The 17,703-nt window shown below is 64.6% G+C and carries 16 protein-coding genes; 12 read left to right on the forward strand and 4 right to left on the reverse strand.

What is annotated here, in order from left to right; genetic code table 11:
* Positions 1-9: 9 nt before the first annotated feature.
* The 3 genes from EIC84_RS11500 to EIC84_RS11510 form a co-directional block, all read right to left on the reverse strand.
* Positions 10-1,206: a CaiB/BaiF CoA-transferase family protein gene (locus EIC84_RS11500; protein WP_003070449.1), complete on the reverse strand. Its 1,197-nt coding sequence runs from the start codon at positions 1,204-1,206 to the stop codon at positions 10-12.
* A 164-nt stretch (positions 1,207-1,370) separates the two neighbouring features.
* Positions 1,371-2,537 carry an acyl-CoA dehydrogenase family protein gene (locus EIC84_RS11505; protein WP_003070450.1) on the reverse strand — a complete coding sequence of 389 codons (1,167 nt, stop codon included), beginning with the start codon at positions 2,535-2,537 and terminating at the stop codon, positions 1,371-1,373.
* Between the two features lie 61 nt (positions 2,538-2,598).
* Positions 2,599-3,501 carry a MaoC family dehydratase N-terminal domain-containing protein gene (locus EIC84_RS11510; protein ID WP_034363390.1) on the reverse strand — a complete coding sequence of 301 codons (903 nt, stop codon included), beginning with the start codon at positions 3,499-3,501 and terminating at the stop codon, positions 2,599-2,601.
* A gap of 201 nt (positions 3,502-3,702) precedes the next feature.
* Here EIC84_RS11510 and EIC84_RS11515 point away from each other — a divergent pair, with 201 nt between their 5' ends.
* From EIC84_RS11515 to EIC84_RS11570, 12 genes are all read left to right on the forward strand, one after another.
* The gene (locus EIC84_RS11515) at positions 3,703-4,620 is read left to right on the forward strand and encodes an SDR family NAD(P)-dependent oxidoreductase (RefSeq protein WP_003070452.1); all 918 of its coding nucleotides are present in this window, start codon (positions 3,703-3,705) and stop codon (positions 4,618-4,620) included.
* Between the two features lie 171 nt (positions 4,621-4,791).
* Positions 4,792-5,685, forward strand: a complete 894-nt coding sequence (locus EIC84_RS11520) for a MaoC/PaaZ C-terminal domain-containing protein (RefSeq protein WP_034363375.1) — start codon at positions 4,792-4,794, stop codon at positions 5,683-5,685.
* A 203-nt stretch (positions 5,686-5,888) separates the two neighbouring features.
* The gene (locus tag EIC84_RS11525) at positions 5,889-6,686 is read left to right on the forward strand and encodes an enoyl-CoA hydratase/isomerase family protein (RefSeq protein ID WP_034363378.1); all 798 of its coding nucleotides are present in this window, start codon (positions 5,889-5,891) and stop codon (positions 6,684-6,686) included.
* Positions 6,683-7,963 (forward strand): acetyl-CoA hydrolase/transferase family protein, encoded by a 1,281-nt coding sequence (locus tag EIC84_RS11530; protein WP_003070455.1) that lies wholly within the window; start codon positions 6,683-6,685, stop codon positions 7,961-7,963. Before EIC84_RS11525 ends, EIC84_RS11530 begins: the two co-directional genes overlap by 4 nt.
* A gap of 36 nt (positions 7,964-7,999) precedes the next feature.
* Positions 8,000-9,208 carry an acetyl-CoA C-acetyltransferase gene (locus EIC84_RS11535; RefSeq protein WP_003070456.1) on the forward strand — a complete coding sequence of 403 codons (1,209 nt, stop codon included), beginning with the start codon at positions 8,000-8,002 and terminating at the stop codon, positions 9,206-9,208.
* A 237-nt stretch (positions 9,209-9,445) separates the two neighbouring features.
* On the forward strand, positions 9,446-10,426 hold the full coding sequence (locus tag EIC84_RS11540; protein ID WP_003070458.1) for a tripartite tricarboxylate transporter substrate binding protein: 981 nt from the start codon (positions 9,446-9,448) through the stop codon (positions 10,424-10,426).
* Positions 10,427-10,428: 2 nt separating this feature from the next.
* Positions 10,429-11,940, forward strand: a complete 1,512-nt coding sequence (locus tag EIC84_RS11545) for a class I adenylate-forming enzyme family protein (protein WP_003070460.1) — start codon at positions 10,429-10,431, stop codon at positions 11,938-11,940.
* Positions 11,941-11,978: 38 nt separating this feature from the next.
* A complete protein-coding gene (locus tag EIC84_RS11550; RefSeq protein ID WP_003070462.1) occupies positions 11,979-12,968 on the forward strand; it encodes a tripartite tricarboxylate transporter substrate-binding protein in 990 nt (329 codons plus the stop codon).
* Positions 12,969-13,179: 211 nt separating this feature from the next.
* Entirely contained in the window at positions 13,180-13,569 is a 390-nt protein-coding gene (locus EIC84_RS11555) for a Zn-ribbon domain-containing OB-fold protein (RefSeq protein ID WP_003070466.1), read from the forward strand.
* Complete coding sequence (locus EIC84_RS11560) at positions 13,566-14,777, forward strand: thiolase (protein WP_003070468.1); 1,212 nt, start codon at positions 13,566-13,568, stop codon at positions 14,775-14,777. Before EIC84_RS11555 ends, EIC84_RS11560 begins: the two co-directional genes overlap by 4 nt.
* Positions 14,778-14,946: 169 nt before the next feature.
* Positions 14,947-16,107, forward strand: a complete 1,161-nt coding sequence (locus EIC84_RS11565) for an acyl-CoA dehydrogenase family protein (protein ID WP_003070470.1) — start codon at positions 14,947-14,949, stop codon at positions 16,105-16,107.
* Entirely contained in the window at positions 16,104-16,547 is a 444-nt protein-coding gene (locus tag EIC84_RS11570) for a PaaI family thioesterase (protein WP_042437789.1), read from the forward strand. Before EIC84_RS11565 ends, EIC84_RS11570 begins: the two co-directional genes overlap by 4 nt.
* A gap of 100 nt (positions 16,548-16,647) precedes the next feature.
* Here the strand turns inward: EIC84_RS11570 and EIC84_RS11575 are convergent, their stop codons facing one another.
* Positions 16,648-17,571, reverse strand: a complete 924-nt coding sequence (locus tag EIC84_RS11575) for a LysR substrate-binding domain-containing protein (RefSeq protein WP_003070474.1) — start codon at positions 17,569-17,571, stop codon at positions 16,648-16,650.
* Between the last annotated feature and the right edge of the window lie 132 nt (positions 17,572-17,703).

Genomic DNA, 17,703 nt, shown 5'->3' on the forward strand with positions numbered 1-17,703 from the left:
GCACAGCTTTCACAGAGTTGCTTCTTCGGCGTACAGGGCACGGATGCGCTCGGCCGACCAGCCCAGCTCGGCCAGGATGGCCTCGCTGTGCTCGCCTACGGACGGCACAGCCTCCATGCGGTAGTCAAAGGCGCTGTTGGCACCGGGCGGCAGCAGTGCCTGCACCGGCCCGGCCGGCGTTCCCACGCTGCACCAGCGCTGACGCGCGGCCAGCTGCGGATGGGCCCACAAGCCGGCCATGTCGTTGACTCGCGCATTGGCAATGCCGGCCGCGTCCAGCCGCTGCACGACCTGGGCCGCATTCAGCGCGTTGAACACATCCAGAATCAGCGCTCGCAGCTCTTCGCGGTTGGCGTTGCGCTGCGCATTGCTGTCAAAGCGCGCATCGCTGGCCAGTGCCGGCTGCAGCAGCACCTGCTCGCAAAAAAGCTTCCATTCGCGCTCGTTCTGCAGGCCCAGCATCACCGTGCCGCCGTCGCCAGCCTCGAAGGGGCCATAGGGGTAGATGCTGGCATGCGATGCGCCCGTGCGCGGCGGCGGCGGCGCGCCCTCCCAGGCGTAGTACATGGGGTAACCCATCCACTCGCCCAGCGCCTCCAGCATGGAGACATCGATATGGCTCCCCTCACCCGTGCGGCCGCGCAGCAGCAGGGCCGACAGGATGTTGGTGTAGGCGTACATGCCGGCCGCGATGTCGGCCACCGAGATACCGGCCTTGGACGGCACCTCGGGCGTACCCGTGACCGATAGAAACCCCGCCTCGCTCTGGATCAGCAGGTCGTAGGCCTTCTTGTCGCGGTAGGGACCGTCGGCGCCATAGCCGCTGATGTCGCAGACGATGAGCTTGGGGTTATGGACTTTCAGCACCTCCCAGGACAGACCCATGCGCGCGGCAGCGCCGGGTGCCAGGTTCTGCACCAGCACGTCAGCGCCTTCGAGCAGTTGCATCAGCGCCTCGAGTGCGTCGGGTCGCTTGAGATCGAGCGCCAGGCTTTGCTTGCTGCGGTTGATCCAGGTGAAGTGCGAGGACTGGCCGTTGACGCGCTGGTCGTAGCCGCGCGCGAAATCGCCGCTTCCCGGACGTTCCACCTTGAACACGCGCGCCCCCAGATCGGCGAGCTGGCGGGTGCAGAAAGGCGCAGCCACCGCATGTTCCAGCGAGACCACGGTAATGCCGTCGAGGGGTCGAAGACTATGCTTTTTCATCTTGGAAATCCATTGCACTTTGGCGAAACTCACGACCCGAACAACTGACGCGCTTAAAGCCAGGGACAGCAAGCAAGGGCCTGGGCCGGCCGCGCCGCCCCGCAGCGAGGCTGTCGTCCCCCTTTCAGGGGGAAGGCGCGCAGCGCCTCAGGGGGTGTCGCACATCAAAACGAACGTGGCAGACCCAGCAGGTGCTCGGCCACATAGGAATAGATCAGGTTGGTGGAGATCGGCGCCACCTGATAGAGGCGGGTTTCGCGGAACTTGCGCTCCACGTCGTACTCGCAGGCAAAGCCGAAGCCACCGTGGAACTGGATGCAGGCATTGGCGGCCTCCCAGCTGGCCTTGGCCGCAAGATACTTGGCCATATTGGCCTGAGCGCCCATGGACTCTCGCGCGTCGAACAGTTCGCAGGCCTTCCAGCGCATGAGATTGGCGGCCTCGACCTCGATGAAGGCATCGGCGATCGGGAACTGCACGCCCTGGTTCTGGCCTATGGGACGGCCGAACACCTGGCGGTCCTTCACGTAGTTCGTCACACGGTCCAGGAACCAGTAGCCGTCGCCTATGCACTCGGCCGCAATCAGCGTGCGCTCGGCGTTCAGGCCGTCGAGGATGTACTTGAAACCCTTGCCTTCCTCGCCAATCAGGTTCTCCTCGGGAATTTCCAGATCCTCGAAGAACAGCTCGTTGGTCTCGTGGTTGACCATATTGAGGATGGGGCGCACGGTCATGCCCTTCTTCTCGGCCTCGCGCAGATCGACCATGAAGATGGACATGCCCTCGCTTTTCTTCTTCACTTCTGCCAGCGGTGTGGTGCGCGCCAGCAGGATCATGAAGTCGCTGTGCTGGATGCGGCTGATCCAGACCTTCTGGCCGTTGATCACATAGCGCCCGTCCTTCTTCACAGCGCTGGTCTTGATCTTGGTGGTGTCCGTGCCCGTGGTGGGCTCTGTGACACCCATGGACTGCAGCCGCCATTCGCCCGAGGCGATGCGCGGCAGGTATTTCTCCTTCTGCGCCTGCGAGCCATGGCGCAGCAGCGTGCCCATGTTGTACATCTGGCCGTGGCAGGCGCCCGAGTTGCCTCCGCAGCGGTTGATCTCCTCCATGATGACGCTGGCCTCGGTCAGGCCCAGGCCGCTGCCGCCGTACTCCTGCGGAATCAGCGCGGCCAGCCAGCCTGCGTTCGTGAGCGCGTTGACAAAGGCTTCGGGGTAGACGCGCTGCTCGTCGATCTTGCGGAAATACTCGTCGGGAAACTCCGCACACAGCGCACGGATGGCATCGCGGATCTCATGGTGGTTGTTGGAGCTGGTGTGTTCGATCATTTCAAGCCTTCTGGCGACAAACGCTTGTCCAGCAAGCGCTATCAGCTATGGGTTTCACTCTTCAAGCCACGGTGGCCGTGGCCTGCATGGTCAGAAGCCCTTCGTGGTCCTGTGCCCACAGTTCGATGGTCCTGCCGTCCTCGCGCGGCTTGCCGTGCACGCTGAAAGGGTGCAGGTCGAAGGTCGGTCGCAAGGCCTTGAAGTCGAACGCAACCACCCTGGCGCCGGGCAGCTGGCGGCGCAGCAGATCGAGCAGCAGCGTGGCAATCAGCGGACCATGCACGATCAGGCCCGGGTAGCCCTCGACCTGGGTCACGTACTGACGGTCGTAGTGGATGCGGTGGCCGTTGAAGGTCAGCGCCGAGTAGCGAAACAGCAAGATGTCGTCGGGCACGATGGTGCGCGACCAGGCAGCCTGGCCCGCGAGCGGCGGCTGCTGCGGTGGCGGCACCGGATCGCCGGGCCTTGCAGCGGCCCGGTAGACGATGTCGTGCTCTTCGACCAGCGCCAGGCCGTCGTGATTCAAGAACTGGTGCTCCACCAGCACGAACAGCAGCTCGCCCGAGCGTCCGGTCTTGTGCTGCACGCTGCGGATGGTGGAGATGCGCTGCACCTCCTGCCCCAGGCGCAGCGGATTGTCTGCTTCCCAGCGCAGCCGCCCGCCCGCCCACATGCGGCGCGGCAGCGGCACGGGCGGCAGGAAGCCGCCGCGCCGGGGATGCCCGTCGGGGCCGATCTCGCTCTGGCGCGCATGCGGCAGGAAATACAGCCAGTGCCATAGCGGCGCCACCGGCGTGCCGGGTGCGGGAGCCGGGTCGTCCCGGTCCAACGTGGCCGACAGCGCCCGCAGGGGAGCCGCGGTGATGAGGTCGAGCGCGGTTTCGCTTTTGCTCTGCCAGGTTTGAAGATGCGCCAGCTTGGCGTCATCGATGGTTGCAGGTTGCGGTTCTGTCATGGCTGCCATGGTCGAGGCAGCGCCGCCGGCAGGCAAGCCGTGTTTTTGAAAGCATGTCTTCAGCGCTGCCTAAGGGCGTGACAACCCGTGGTGCGCGACAGCGGCTTTCACGCTGACGAAGTCCGCCCTCGGGATTGGCAAATGGCGTGCGCGCCGATTTACCGGCATGCTGGGCTCATCTCTCACGACAACAGCAAAGGACGACAAGCCATGGCCCAGAAGATGATGCAAGACAAGGTCGTAGTGGTGACCGGCGCCGGAGGCGGCATCGGTCGAGACATTGCCTTGGCCATGGCGGCGTCGGGAGCCAGAGTGGTGGTCAACGACATCGGCACGTCCACCACCGGCGAAGGCACCGACGCCGGTCCGGCGCAGAAAGTGGTCGACGAAATCAAGGCCGCAGGCGGCCAGGCAGTTGCCAGTACCGACAGCGTCTCTGAAGCGGCCAGTGCCAGCCGCATTGTGCAATGCGCGGTGGACAGCTTTGGCAGCATCGATGGCGTCGTCAACAACGCCGGCATTCTGCGCGACCGTTTCTTCCACAAGATGAGCCTGGAGGAGTGGGACGCCGTCATCAAGGTTCATCTCTACGGCAGCTACTTCATGAGCCGCGCCGCCGCCAACCACTTCAAGGAACAGGAAAGCGGCGCACTGGTCCACATGACTTCCACCTCCGGCCTGATCGGCAACCTGGGCCAGGCCAACTACAGCGCTGCCAAGCTGGGCCTGACCGCCCTGTCCAAATCCATTGCGTTGGACATGGCCAAGTTCAATGTGCGCTCCAACTGCATCGCGCCCTTTGCCTGGAGCCGCATGATCGGCTCCATTCCCACCGATACCCCAGAACAGCAGGCACGTGTGGCCAAGATTCAGCAGATGACGCCCAACAAGATCGCACCGCTGGCGGTCTATCTGCTGTCCGATCAGGCCAGGGACGTAAATGCCCAGGTCTTTGCCGTGCGCAACAACGAGCTGTTTCTGATGAGCCAGCCACGTCCGCTGCGCTCGGTGCATCGCAGCGAAGGCTGGACACCCGAGTTCATTGCCGAGCACGGCATGCCCGCGCTCAAGGCCTCGTTTGTACCCATGGATCGCTCGGCCGACGTGTTCAGCTGGGATCCTGTCTAGAAAAGCACCCCCTGAGCGGCTGCGCCGCCTCCCCCTCTCTCGCTTCGCGGGAGGGGGACGGCGCCCTCGCCGCGAGGCGGCTCTTGCTCGGCGCCCCTGGGTTGGGGTGCGCCGGTTTTGAAGGCTGTTGGTATTGCGCCAGCGCAATCAATTACCGAGATGACCCGTTCCATGACCATTCGCTACGACCACCTGAAACAGCGCCCCTTCGAGCCCGTGCGCCAGCACTATGGCGAGCGCGACACCATGCTCTATGCATTGAGCCTGGGCCTGGGCAGCGATCCGCTGTGCGCCGATGCCCTGCCCTTTTTCTACGAAGGGGCGCCGGGCGGGCTGCGCGCCCTGCCCTCGCAGGCCGTGGTGCTGGGCTACCCGGGTTTCTGGGCACGCGAGGCCGATACCGGCATCGACTGGGTGAAGCTGCTGCATGGCGAGCAGCGCATGCGGCTGCACCGCCCCCTGCCGGCCAGCGCCGACGTGGTAGGCCACAACCGCATCACGCACCTGACGGACAAGGGCGAAGGCAAGGGTGCCATCATGGTCACCGAGCGACGCCTGGAGACCACCGGCGGCGAGCTTCTGGCCACCGTGCAGCAGGTCAGCTTTCTGCGCGGCGATGGCGGCTACAGCCTGCTGGACGGCGGCCAGCCCAGCGACGCGCCCCTGGCGCCGCTGCGCCCCACGCCGGAGGACCGCGCCCCCGACTTCACCGACAACCAGGCCATACGCCCCGAGGCCGCGCTGCTGTACCGCCTGATGGGCGACTACAACCCCCTGCATGCCGACCCGACCTTGGCACGCAAGGCCGGCTTCGAGCGGCCCATCCTGCATGGCCTGGCCAGCTACGGCCTGGTGGCCCATGCCGTGCTGCGCCAATGCGGCGACCGCAACCCCGCGCGCCTGAAGGCGCTGGATGTGCGCTTCACCTCGCCCGTCTATCCCGGCGAAACCCTGGTCACCGAAATCTGGCGTGTGTCTGGTAGCCAGACGCATTATCAGTTGCGTGCCAAGGTGCAGGAACGCGACAAGCTGGTGCTCAGCCATGGTTTTGCGGAGCTGACGTGATACCCCTTAGGCGCGTTGAGCCTTCCCCGCATCGCGGCGCTCGCAGGCAGGGGATGCGGGGCGCCCCTTGTACGCAGCTCTGACCTAGGCCACGCCGGCTCTGGGCTTTGCACCACCGGTTTGCCTCCCTCTGCCAAGAAGATGTGTGAGGAACTGCCCAGCCTGCACATTCCGTTCTTTCCTCTCTTTGACTGGTACCAACCATGAACACTCCTGCCGTATTGACCGCCGTAGAAAACGGTGTGGGAACCATTAGCCTCAACCGCCCCGAAGCGCGCAACGCCCTGAGCCTGGAAATGCGCGACGGTCTGGCCCGGGCCGTGGTCCAGATGCGCGACGACGCCAATGTGCACACCGTGATTCTCACCGGCGCCGGCGGTGCCTTCTGCTCTGGCGGCGACATCGGTCTGATGATGAACAGCCGGCAAGACGGCGTGGCTCACCGCGAGCGCATGCGAGCCTTGCACCAATGGTTTGCCGAGCTGGTGAACATGGAAAAGCCGGTGATTGCCGCCGTTGATGGCGCGGCCTTTGGTGCCGGACTGAGCCTGGCCCTGGCTGCCGACTTTGTGCTTGCCACACGCCGCTCCAAGTTCTGCGCTGTCTTCGGTCGCATCGGCCTGGTGCCTGACCTGGGCGCCATGCAGCTGCTGCCACGCATCGTGGGTCTGCAAAAGGCCAAGGAGCTGGTGTTCACCGCACGCACCGTGACTGCGGACGAGGCCAAGGCTCTGGGCATGGTCTACGACATCGTCGAAGACGCCGCAGCATTGCAGCTGGCCGCCCGGCAACTGGCCGCCCGTTTTGCCGACGCATCGACGACGGCCATCGGCATGGCCAAGAACATCATGAACCAGGCCTTCGAGCTGAACGCCCATACCATGGCAGAGCTGGAAGCCAGTGCACAAGCCATTTGCCGCGGCTCCGACTACCACCTGGACGCAGTGCGCCGCTTCAAGGACAAGCAAGCACTGCGCTTTGACTGGGATCGCAAGGAATGAGCACGATTGCTGCGCGACTGCAGGCCTTGCTGCGTCCCGGCGACACCTTGTGGTGGGGTCAGGCCACGGCCGAACCGCTGACCTTGACCCGCACCTTGGTGCAGCACCGTCATGCGCTGGCGCAAGGTGGTCGGTTGCAGGTGTTTGTGGGCCTGGGCCTGTCGGACACCCTGCAGCCCGCACATGCAGATGTGCTGGATTTTCTGGGCTATGCCGCCAGCGGCCCCCACCGCGCGCTGGCCCAGGCCGGCGTGCTGGACATCATTCCCTCGCACTACTCGCAGCTGCCGCCATTGATTGCACAAGGCCATATTCCGGCCGATGTGGTGTTGCTTCAGGTCTCGCCGCCCGATGCACAGGGCCGCCACAGCCTGGGGCAGGTGCGCGAATACCTGCCCGCAGCCATGGAGCGCGCCCGTGTCATCGTGGGTGAAGTCCACCGCGATGTACCGTGGACCGCAGGTGGCCCCTATCTGCAAGCTGGCGACTTCGATCTGCTCATCGATTCCGACGCCGACTTGCTCGACATGGCCCGCACGGAGCCGGGCACCGTAGAACAGGCGATTGCAGCCCATATTGCGGGTCTGGTTGAGGATGGAAGCTGCCTGCAGCTCGGCGTGGGCAATCTGCCCGAAGCCGTGCTGACCGCACTGCACCGGCACAAGGACCTGGGCCTGCACAGCGGCGCCATCGGCGACGGGGTGGTCGCCCTGGCCGAAGCCGGCGTACTGACCCACGCGCGCAAGAGCGTAGATCCCGGCATCGGCACCGCAGGCGTTCTGATGGGCGGGGCAGGTCTGCGCCGATGGGCCCATTGCAACCCACAGCTGCAGATGCGCGACACCGCTTACACCCACCACCCTGAAGTCCTGGCAGCCATGGACAAGCTGGTGACCATCAATTCCGCCATTGAAGTGGATCTGACCGGTCAGATCAATGCCGAGGTGGCTGGCGGCATCTATATGGGCGCCGTCGGCGGCGCCGTGGACTTTCTGCGCGGTGCTGCCCGTAGCAAAGGCGGTCTGCCGATTCTGGCCCTGCCCTCCACCGCCAAGATACACAGCCGCATCGTGCCCCGGCTTGGCGGACCGGTAAGCACGCCGCGCGCCGATGCCGGACTGATCGTCACCGAGCACGGCGTGGCCGACCTGCGCGGTCAACCGCTGTCCCGGCGCGTGCGCCGCCTGATCGACATTGCCGCACCGCAACACCGAGAACATCTGGAACAGCAGGCCCATGGTCTGCTGCGCCAGTGCGGAGCAGCTTTCCCTTGCTGAGCCGCTTTCCCATCACCATCACAAGGAGCCTCCACCATGCGCCGCGCCGCCATTGTTTCCCCGCTTCGCACCCCCGTCGGTACTTTCGGAGGCAGCCTGCGCCCCGTTCCCGTGGAGGAGCTGGCTGCCACCACGGTGCGCGCCGTGGTAGAGCGCAGCGGCATAGACCCCGCCCGCATCGATGATGTGGTGTTCGCCCAGTCGTATGCCAGCAGCGAGACCCCTTGCGTGGGCCGCTGGGCCGCCTTGCAGGCCGGCCTGCCGGTGGAGGTGCCGGGCATGCAGCTGGACCGCCGCTGCGGCGGTGGCCTGCAGGCCGTTGCAACGGCAGCCATGATGGTGCAAAGCGGCGCGGCTGACGTGGTGATTGCCGGTGGCGTGGAGAGCATGAGCAACATCGAGTACTACAGCCCCGACATGCGCTGGGGCGCGCGCTCGGGCAATGTGCGCATGTACGACCGCCTGGATCGCGGCCGTGAGCGCTCGCAGCCCGTGGAGCGCTTTGGCAAGATCTCGGGAATGATTGAGACGGCCGAGAACCTGGCCCGCGACTACGGCATCAGCCGCGATGCGGCCGACGCCTTTGCCATGCGCAGCCACCAGCGTGCCGCCGATGCCTGGGCCGCTGGTCGCTTTCACCACGAAGTCGTTCCCGTGAGCGTGCCCCAGCGCAAGGGCGAGCCTCTGCTCTTCAGCCAGGACGAGGGCTTTCGCGCCGCCACCACCATGGACAGCCTGGCCAGGCTACGCGTGCTGATGCCGGGCGGCACGGTGACAGCGGGCAACGCCAGCCAGCAAAACGATGCCTCGGCTGCCTGCCTTATCGTGGCCGAGGACAAGCTGGCCGAACTGGGCCTGACGCCCATGGCCGCCCTGGTGGGATGGGCGGCAGCGGGCTGCGAGCCTTCGCACATGGGCATAGGCCCGGTTGCGGCCGTTAAGAAGCTGCTGGCACGCCTGCACCTCACGCTGGACGATATGGATCTGGTGGAACTCAATGAGGCCTTTGCCTGCCAGGTGCTGGCCGTGCTCAAAGGCTGGGAGTGGCATGACCAGGCGGCCATCGAGCACAAGCTGAACGTGAATGGCTCCGGCATCTCGCTGGGCCACCCCATTGGCGCCACCGGCGTGCGCATTCTGGCCACGCTGCTGCACGAACTTGAACGACGCAAAGGCCGCTATGGCCTGGAGACCATGTGCATCGGTGGTGGCCAGGGCATTGCCGCCGTTTTCGAGCGTTACTGAACACCGTCTCCTCGGTTGTGCTTGCCACCGGCAGTCTTGGCCGGTGGCTTTTTTGCGTGGCTGTGCAGGGATGGCTCAGGGTTACTACCCCATAAAAACGCGCAAAGCCCGGGTTTGCAAAATGCAGATTCCCGTAGGCAACAGGCTCGCCCACCATGGCGTCTTGTCGGTAAACCAGGCCCGATATGCATGGCCTTCATGCATACCCACAACGGCCCCATCACCAGGAGACAAGACATGCACACCTGCACACGTCGCAACGTTCTACTGTCCGCGTTGGCGCTGAGCGCTGCCACCACGGCCATGGCCCAGATTGGTGCCAGCAGCGCCCCTGTTCGCCTGCTGGTCGGCTACTCGGCCGGCGGCCCTGTGGACCAGGGCGCCCGCCTGTTTGCACAAGCACTTTCCAAGGAACTGGGCAGCCCGGTCACCGTGGAGAACAAGACCGGCGCCAATGCCACGCTGGCGGGCAGCGAAGTGATGCGCGCCAAGCCCGACGGCAAGACCCTCTGGTTTGCCGCCAGTCCCACCATCACCATCAGCCCCAATGTGATGAAGCAGATGCAGTTCGATCCGGCCAAGGACCTGAGCGCACTGGCCCCCGTGCTGAGCTACTACAACGTGCTGGTGATCAACAACAACGAGCCCTACAGAAACGCAGCCGAGCTGGTCAGCTACGCCAAGGCGCATCCCCAGAAACTCAGCTATGGCTCGGCAGGCATCGGCGGCTCCAACCATCTCGGCGCCCTGCTGTTCGCCACGCGCAGCGGCATCGAGATGAATCATGTGCCCTACAAAGGCAATGCCCCGGCCATGAACGATGTGATCGGCGGCCAGATCAGCATGATGATGGACATCATCAGCACCGCCAGCACCTTTATACACAGCCATAAGGTGCGGGCCGTGGCGGTGACCTCGCCCAGGCGCAACCCCTCTCTGCCCGATGTACCGACCTTTGCCGAATCCGGCATCGAGGGCCTCAAGGGCTTTGACGTGGGCGGCTGGTATGGAGTCTACGGACCCAAGGGCATGTCGCCGGAGCTGGTGCAGCAGATGAACAAAGCCATCAATGCCGCACTGGGCCAGCCCGAGCTGAAAAAGCGCTACGCAGAACTGGGCTATGACGAATGGACCGGCTCTGCCCAGACGCTGGCCGACCGCGCCGCCAAGGAGCGCGCCATGTGGGCCACCGTGACCCATGGCATCGAGATCAACTGACCATGACTGCACGCATCCACCATTTGCTGGAACGCAGCCTGGAGCAGGGAGCCGATGCCCCTTTCATCCTGCTGCCCGATCGCAGCCTCAGTTTTGGAGACATCTCCCGCCTGGCCGATCAAGCCGAGAAGGAGTTGCGCAGCCTGCAGGTACGCCCCGGCGACCGCGTGATGGTCGTGGCCGAGAACTGCCCCGAACACGCAGCGCTGATCTTTGCATGCAGCCGCATAGGTGCCTGGTCTTGCGGCGTCAACGCGCGCATGGCGCCGACCGAAATCGATGCCTTCGCCGAACGTGCCGATGCGCGCACCGTGTACTTCACGGCCAGCGCTTCCGCCAGCGCACAAGCACATGCCCGGCGCTACCAGGCCCTGCCCAGCTGTCTGCCAGGCATGGCCTACAGCCCGATCAGGGCGGACAGCCTCAGCGAAACCGGGCCGCTGCAATCCGAGGTGGCAGGCCTGATCTTCACTTCTGGTACCACGGGCCAGCCCAAGGGAGTGATGCTGGGCCATGATGCGCTGTGCCATTTTGCGCAGCAGTCTGCGGCCTCGCGTGCGCTGTCGCCGGCTGACCGCTGCTATGCCTTCGTACCCATGACGCACATCTTTGGCCTGGCCACCGTCATGCTCACGGCCTTGCATGCGCGGGCCCAGCTGGTAATGCGCCCCCAGTTCGACCCGGCCGATCTGCTGGATGCACTCGAATACCATGGAGTCTCGCAACTGCAAGGTCCGCCCGCACTGTTCTCTCGTCTGTTGGCCTACCTGCAGGAGCAAGGCATAGATCAGGTCAAGGCTCCGGCGCTGCGCTTTGTCTATACCGGTGCCGGCCCTCTCGACATGGCGCTCAAGGAACGTGTGGAAAACCTCTTCGGTCAGGCCCTGCACCACGGCTACGGCCTGTCGGAATACGCGGGCTCGGTCCACATCACCCGCATGCGCGAGTGGCGCAAGGACACCAGCGCTGGCTATGCCGTGGCCGAGGCCGAAGTACAGGTGACCGACCCAGCCACCGGCCAGGCCCTGCCCTGCGGAGAGCGCGGAGAGCTGTGGGTGCGCGGCCGCGGTCTGATGCCCGGCTATTTCCGCGACCCGCAAGCCACTGCGGCAGCCATGCGCCCCGGAGGCTGGTATGCCAGCGGCGACCTGGGCGAGCTGAGTTCAGACGGCGCTCTGTGGGTAGTGGGCCGCCTGAAGGAAATGATCATTCGCTCCGGCTTCAACGTCTATCCCGCAGAGGTCGAGACCGCACTCAATGCACATCCCAGCATCGAGCGCTCGGCCGTGGTGGGACGCAGGGAGGCCGATGGCAACGAACAGGTGATTGCCTTCGTGGAACTGCGCCCCGGTTCCCAGCTGGATATCCCGGCCCTGCAAGCCCATTTGCGCGAACGCCTTGCGCCCTACAAGCGCCCATCCCGCATCGAGACGGTGGCAGCGCTGCCTACCAACCCCAACGGAAAAATCGTCAAGCGCCTGCTGCATGCCCAGGCCGAGTCCCTTCCCATGTGAGGCCCGGGCCTCCGCCAAGATCCAGTGAGACATCCTCCATGCCATCACACGTCGTTTCCCTGAACCGCCGCCATCTGCTCGCAGCGGCCTTGCTCAGTTCCCTGGGCAATGCCTCCTGGTCCCAGGCCAGCCACTGGCCAGTCAAGGCCGTGAAATTCACCGTGCCTTTTCCTCCCGGCGGCCCAGTAGACACCACGGCGCGCATCTTCACGCAAAAGCTGGCCACGATGTGGAACCAGGCCGCCATCATCGACAACCGCGCCGGCGCGGGCGGCGTGGTCGGTGCCGCGGCTGCAGCCAAGGATCCCGCCGATGGCTACAACTTCTTTGTCGGCTCCATCCACCATGCAGTGAATCCCTGGCTGATGGGCAAGCTGTCCTATGACATCGAAAAGGACTTTGTCCCCGTCAGCTTTGCCGCGCTGTTCCCGGTCTTTCTGGTAGCCCATCCCTCCGTGCCGGCAAACAATGTCAAAGAGCTGATAGCCCTGTCCCAAAAAGGCACGGTGCTCAGCTATGGCTCCTCCGGCAATGGCGGCGGCACCCACCTGGCCGGCGAACTCTTCAACATGGAAGCCGGCACCCAGCTGCAGCACATTCCCTACAAGGGCAGTGCACCGGCCATGACCGACTTGCTGGGCGGGCAGATCCAGCTGATGTTTGCCGATGCCCCCTCGGCCCTGCAACACATCAGGACAGGCCGTATCAAGGTACTGGGCGTGGCCAGCAAGAAGCGCTCGGACATGCTGCCCCAGGTTCCGACGATTGCCGAATCCGGCGGTCTGCCGAACTATGAAGCCTATTCATGGGCAGCGCTGTTTGCACCAGCCAAGACGCCGGAGGCAGTGCTGGCCAAGCTGAACGCCGACTTCAACCTTGCCTTGAGCGATCCTGCCGTCAGGACCCGTCTGCTGGAGGCCGGCGCCGAAGGCGATCCTGGCACGCCCGAAGAGATGCGCCTGCGTCTGAAAGGCGAGCTTCGGAAGTGGCAGAAGGTGATACAGACCGCAGGCATCAAGGCCGGCTGATCTTCTGTCTCACCGCGCAGCCATGGTTCCGGGGAAAAACAGCATGCCTGAGGCGCTTCTGTCGCTTGCGCGCCATGCCCGGTCGCAGTTCCGCGGCACTCCCGGATGCGGTGCCATATTCCGTGAAGACGGTGTTTCAGATTCACGAATTGAGACCGGGGCGCGATGCAGGCATGCTGACCTCAAAACAAGGAAACCCGGAGCTTCACCCATGCACTTAAGCGCGCAGACCCATTACCAGGCCGAACTGGATGCCGGCCGATTCGCCATCCAGCAATGCACGGCCTGCCAGCAGCATGTGTTCACCCCTCGTGAGCTGTGCCCGCACTGCGGCGCCAGCCCGCTGCGCTGGGTACGCCCCAGCGGCCAGGGCACGGTCTACTCCACCACCACCATCGCCCGCAAAGCCGAAGCTGGCGGTGACTACAACGTGGCGCTGATCGATCTGGATGAAGACGTGCGCATGATGAGCCGCATCGAAGGCATTGCACCCGAGCGCGTGCAGATCGGCATGCGGGTCACTGCCCAGACTATCCAGCACAACGGCAAGGGACTGGTCATATTCCACCCCTCCGTCAATGCACCAGGAGAGGTCGCATGAGCGTTTCTCTGCCTTCATCCAGCCTGGATGCCGCAGCCGTGAATCGTGCCCTGCGCGGCAAGGTTGCCATTGCGGGCGCTGCCACCTATGGCTGCGGCGAAGCCCCCGGCATGGACGATATGACGCTGCTGGTACGTGCTGCCCACGCGGCCGTGGCCGATGCCGGCCTGACCATGCAGGACATCGACGGCCTTGCCACCTGCAGCGTCACCGCCAGCATGTGGGCCATGCCGGTGATCGAACATCTGGGCATCAATCCCAGCTACATCGACGGCACCATGCTGGGCGGCAGCAGCTTCGTGGCCCATTTGCTGCCCGCCATGCGCGCGCTGGAAGCCGGCCAGTGCAAAGCCGTGCTGATCTGCTACGGCAGCGCCCAGCGCTCCGGTTCCGCGGGCCGCAAGGACATCGTGGCCGCGCGCCGCACCATGGACCCTCAGCCTTATGAACACCCTTACGAGCCGCTGCTGCCGGCCTCGGCCTATGCGCTGGCTGCCCAGCGCCATATGCACCAGTACGGCACCACGCGCGAGCAGCTGGCCGAGGTGGCGGTAGCAGCCCGTGCCTGGGCCCAGCTCAACCCCGAAGCCTTTATGCGCGACCCGCTCACCATCGACGATGTGCTGAAGGCGCGCATGGTCTCCAGTCCCCTGGGCGTGCGCGACTGCTGTCTGGTCACCGACGGTGCCGGTGCCATCGTGCTCACCCGCGCAGACCGTGCCAGGGATCTGCCACAGCCCCCCGTCTACATCCTGGGCAATGCCACGGCCTGCTGGAACCGCCAGATCTCCTGCATGCCCGATCTGACCGTGACCTCGGCCACCCAATCCGGCCGGCAGGCCTTTGCCATGGCGGGGCTGACGCCAGCCGACATGGACATGGCCCAGCTGTATGACGCTTTCACCATCAACACCATCCTGTTCCTCGAAGACCTGGGCTTTTGCCGCAAGGGCGAGGGCGGTTCCTTTGTGCAAGGCGGCGCCATCGCCCCCGGCGGCCGTCTCGCGGTGAACACCAATGGCGGCGGCCTGTCCTGCGTCCACCCGGGCATGTATGGCGTGTTCCTGCTGATCGAGGCCGTGCGCCAGCTGCGCGGTCAGGCCGGCCTGCGGCAGCTGGCACGCCACCGCACGGCCGTGGTCCATGGCAATGGCGGCACGCTGTCCAGCCAGGCCACGGCGGTTCTGGGAACCTCGCAGGCACTCTAAGCCCAGGCCGCTACGCGTCATCCCTGGCAAGGCACCCACTTTTCGGTGCAGGCCAGCCTCCGCGCGAAGCTGCACCGGCTTTTTCCTCACGGACAGCAGCTGCTGAGTGGTTCTTGAAGAAGCTATCCAACAGGCAAGACATAGCCATACGAGACAAGGAATAAATTACATGATTCGCGATCCCGAAACCCTTGAAGCCCTGCTCGACAGCGTGCGCCGCTTTGTGCGCGAGCGTCTGGTGCCTGCCGAGAACGAAGTGGCGGACACCGACGAGATCCCCGCCACCATCGTGCAGGAGATGCGTGATCTGGGCCTCTTCGGTCTGACCATTCCAGAGCGCTTCGGGGGGCTGGAGCTGACCATGGAAGAAGAGGTCCGCGTGCTGCTGGAGCTGTGCCAGACTGCACCGGCATTTCGTTCCGTCATCGGCACCACCGTCGGCATTGGCTCACAAGGCATTTTGATGGATGGCACGCCCGAGCAGCAGGCACAGTGGCTGCCCAGGCTTGCCACCGGCGAGGTAATTGCTTCGTTCGCGCTGACCGAGCCCGAGGCCGGCTCTGACGCGGCATCGCTGCGCACCACGGCGGTCAAGAACGGCGACCACTACATCGTCAACGGCACCAAGCGCTTCATCACCAATGCGCCGCACGCGGGCATGTTCACGCTGATGGCCCGCACCAACCCCGAGGACAAGGGCGCGGGTGGTGTGTCCTCCTTCATCGTCGACGCCAGGTCTGCGGGGATCAGCTTCGGCAAATACGACAGGAAAATGGGCCAACGCGGCGCCCACACCTGCGACGTGATCTTTGACAACGTCAAGGTGCCGGCCGCCAATCTGATCGGCCTGCAGGAAGGCAAGGGTTTCAAGACTGCCATGAAGGTGCTTGAAAAAGGCCGCATCCACATTGCCGCCGTGGCCGTGGGCTGCGCAAAGCGCATTCTGCACGATGCCTTGCAGTACGCGCTGGAGCGCAAGCAGTTCGGCCAGGCGATCTGTGACTTTCAGCTGGTGCAGGCCATGCTGGCCGACAGCCAGGCCGAGCTGTACGCGGCTGAATGCATGACGATCGATGCAGCCCGCCGCCGTGACGACGGCAGCAATGTGTCGACCGAGGCCTCCTGCGCCAAGATGTTCGCCACCGAGATGTGCGGCCGCGTGGCCGACCGCGCGGTGCAGATCCTAGGCGGATCGGGCTATATGTCGGAATACGGCATCGAACGCTTCTACCGCGATGTGCGCCTGTTCCGGCTGTACGAAGGCACGACGCAGATCCAGCAGATCATCATTGCCCGCAACATGGTGCGCGAAGCGCGGGCCAACGCATGAGCGTCATCACCCCGCCGACAACAAGGCCTGTGGCATCCGGCCATGAGCGCAGCGCTTTCATGCGCCTGCTGGGTGCCTGCCAGGTGGCCGATGCGCCCCCCGGCATGGTGCAGATACGACTGCCCGAGTTGCGAGAGGAGCTGCTCAACCAGCTGCCTGCCGCTCATGGCGGCGTGCTGATGAGCCTACTGGATTCTGTGATGTCGCGCGCCGCCAGCGCGCTGCCCCAGGCGCCGTCGCAGACCGCCGTGACGGTGGAGATGAGCAGCCGCTTTCACCGTCCCGGTCGCGGCGGTTTGCTGGCCGAGGGCTGGGTAGTGCAAGCCAGCCGCAGCCTGTGCAGCTGCGCCGCCAGGATCACCGACGCACAAGGAACGCTGGTGGCTACCGCCCAGGGCACGTTCAAGTACTGGAAGGCCCCCACCAGACTGGAAAATTGAGCAGCTTCCGCTCATGGAGTCACGTTTTTAGGATTGAATCACCTTGAAATCGATACTTTACGTACGCAATGCGCTCTCGTTTTAGAAAGTGCTTGCGCTCCTAAAGCAGCTTGCCGGTATCGGACGTTCCCGCGGCATCGATCACCAGCAGCTGCACCAGCTCCTTGGCAAAACTGGGCAACGCATCCAGGCTGCGCATGCAGATCTGCATATCGCGTAGCGACCAGGCATCCGACAGCGGCACGATGGCGATGTTCATGACCGCCGCATGGCGGCTGGCCGCCGACTCCGGCAGCACGCCTACGCCCACGCCGGACTCGATCATGCGGCAAGCCGTCTCGAAGTTGCCGACCTGGATGCGCTGCTTGATGGGCTTGTGCAGATGGTCCGAGGCCTGACGCAGAAAAGCATGGATGGCGCTGGACTCGTGCAGGCCCACATAGTCCAGATCCAGCGTGTCGGAAAACGCCAGCTGCATCTCCCCATCCAGCGCATGCCCCTTGGGCACCACCAACACCAGCCTGTCCTTGCGATAGGGCAGGGTTTCCAGGTTCTCTGTACGCACCAGACCGGCCACGATGCCGATGTCGGTCTGCCCTTCGGTCACGGCGCGCACGATGTCGTGGGACAGGCGCTCGCGCAGATCCACATTCACATCCGGATTGCGGCCCAGAAACTCGCGCAATACCGGCGGCAGGAATTCGCTCAGCGAGGTGGTGTTGGCATACACGCGCAGATGGCCCTTGATGCCACGCACATACTCCTGCATGTCACCACGCAGATGCTCGATCTGGCTGAGCACCATGCGCGCATGGGTCACAAACGCCTGGCCGGGCGGCGTCAGGGTCACGCCCTGGCTGGTGCGATAGAGCAGCTTGGTGCCGATGCTGTCTTCCAGATTCTTGATGCGCGTGCTGGCAGCCGGCAGCGAAATGCACGAGAGCTCGGCGCCACGAGTCATGCTGTTGGCCTCCGCGATATGGGTCATCAAGCGCAGGTCTACGAGGTCAAAGTGCATGGACATGGCCCATTGTAAGAACGCCGCCAGCTGGCTGACTGTCGCGTATTGGCGCGACCGGCCCGGATAAACCCGGCTTTCAGAAATGCGAAGCACGCAACAGACCAGCCTGCCTACGATGGCTGCCAGCCCTCTATC

This window comes from Comamonas sp. A23, assembly GCF_004522605.1.
Taxonomy (GTDB): domain Bacteria; phylum Pseudomonadota; class Gammaproteobacteria; order Burkholderiales; family Burkholderiaceae_C; genus Comamonas; species Comamonas thiooxydans.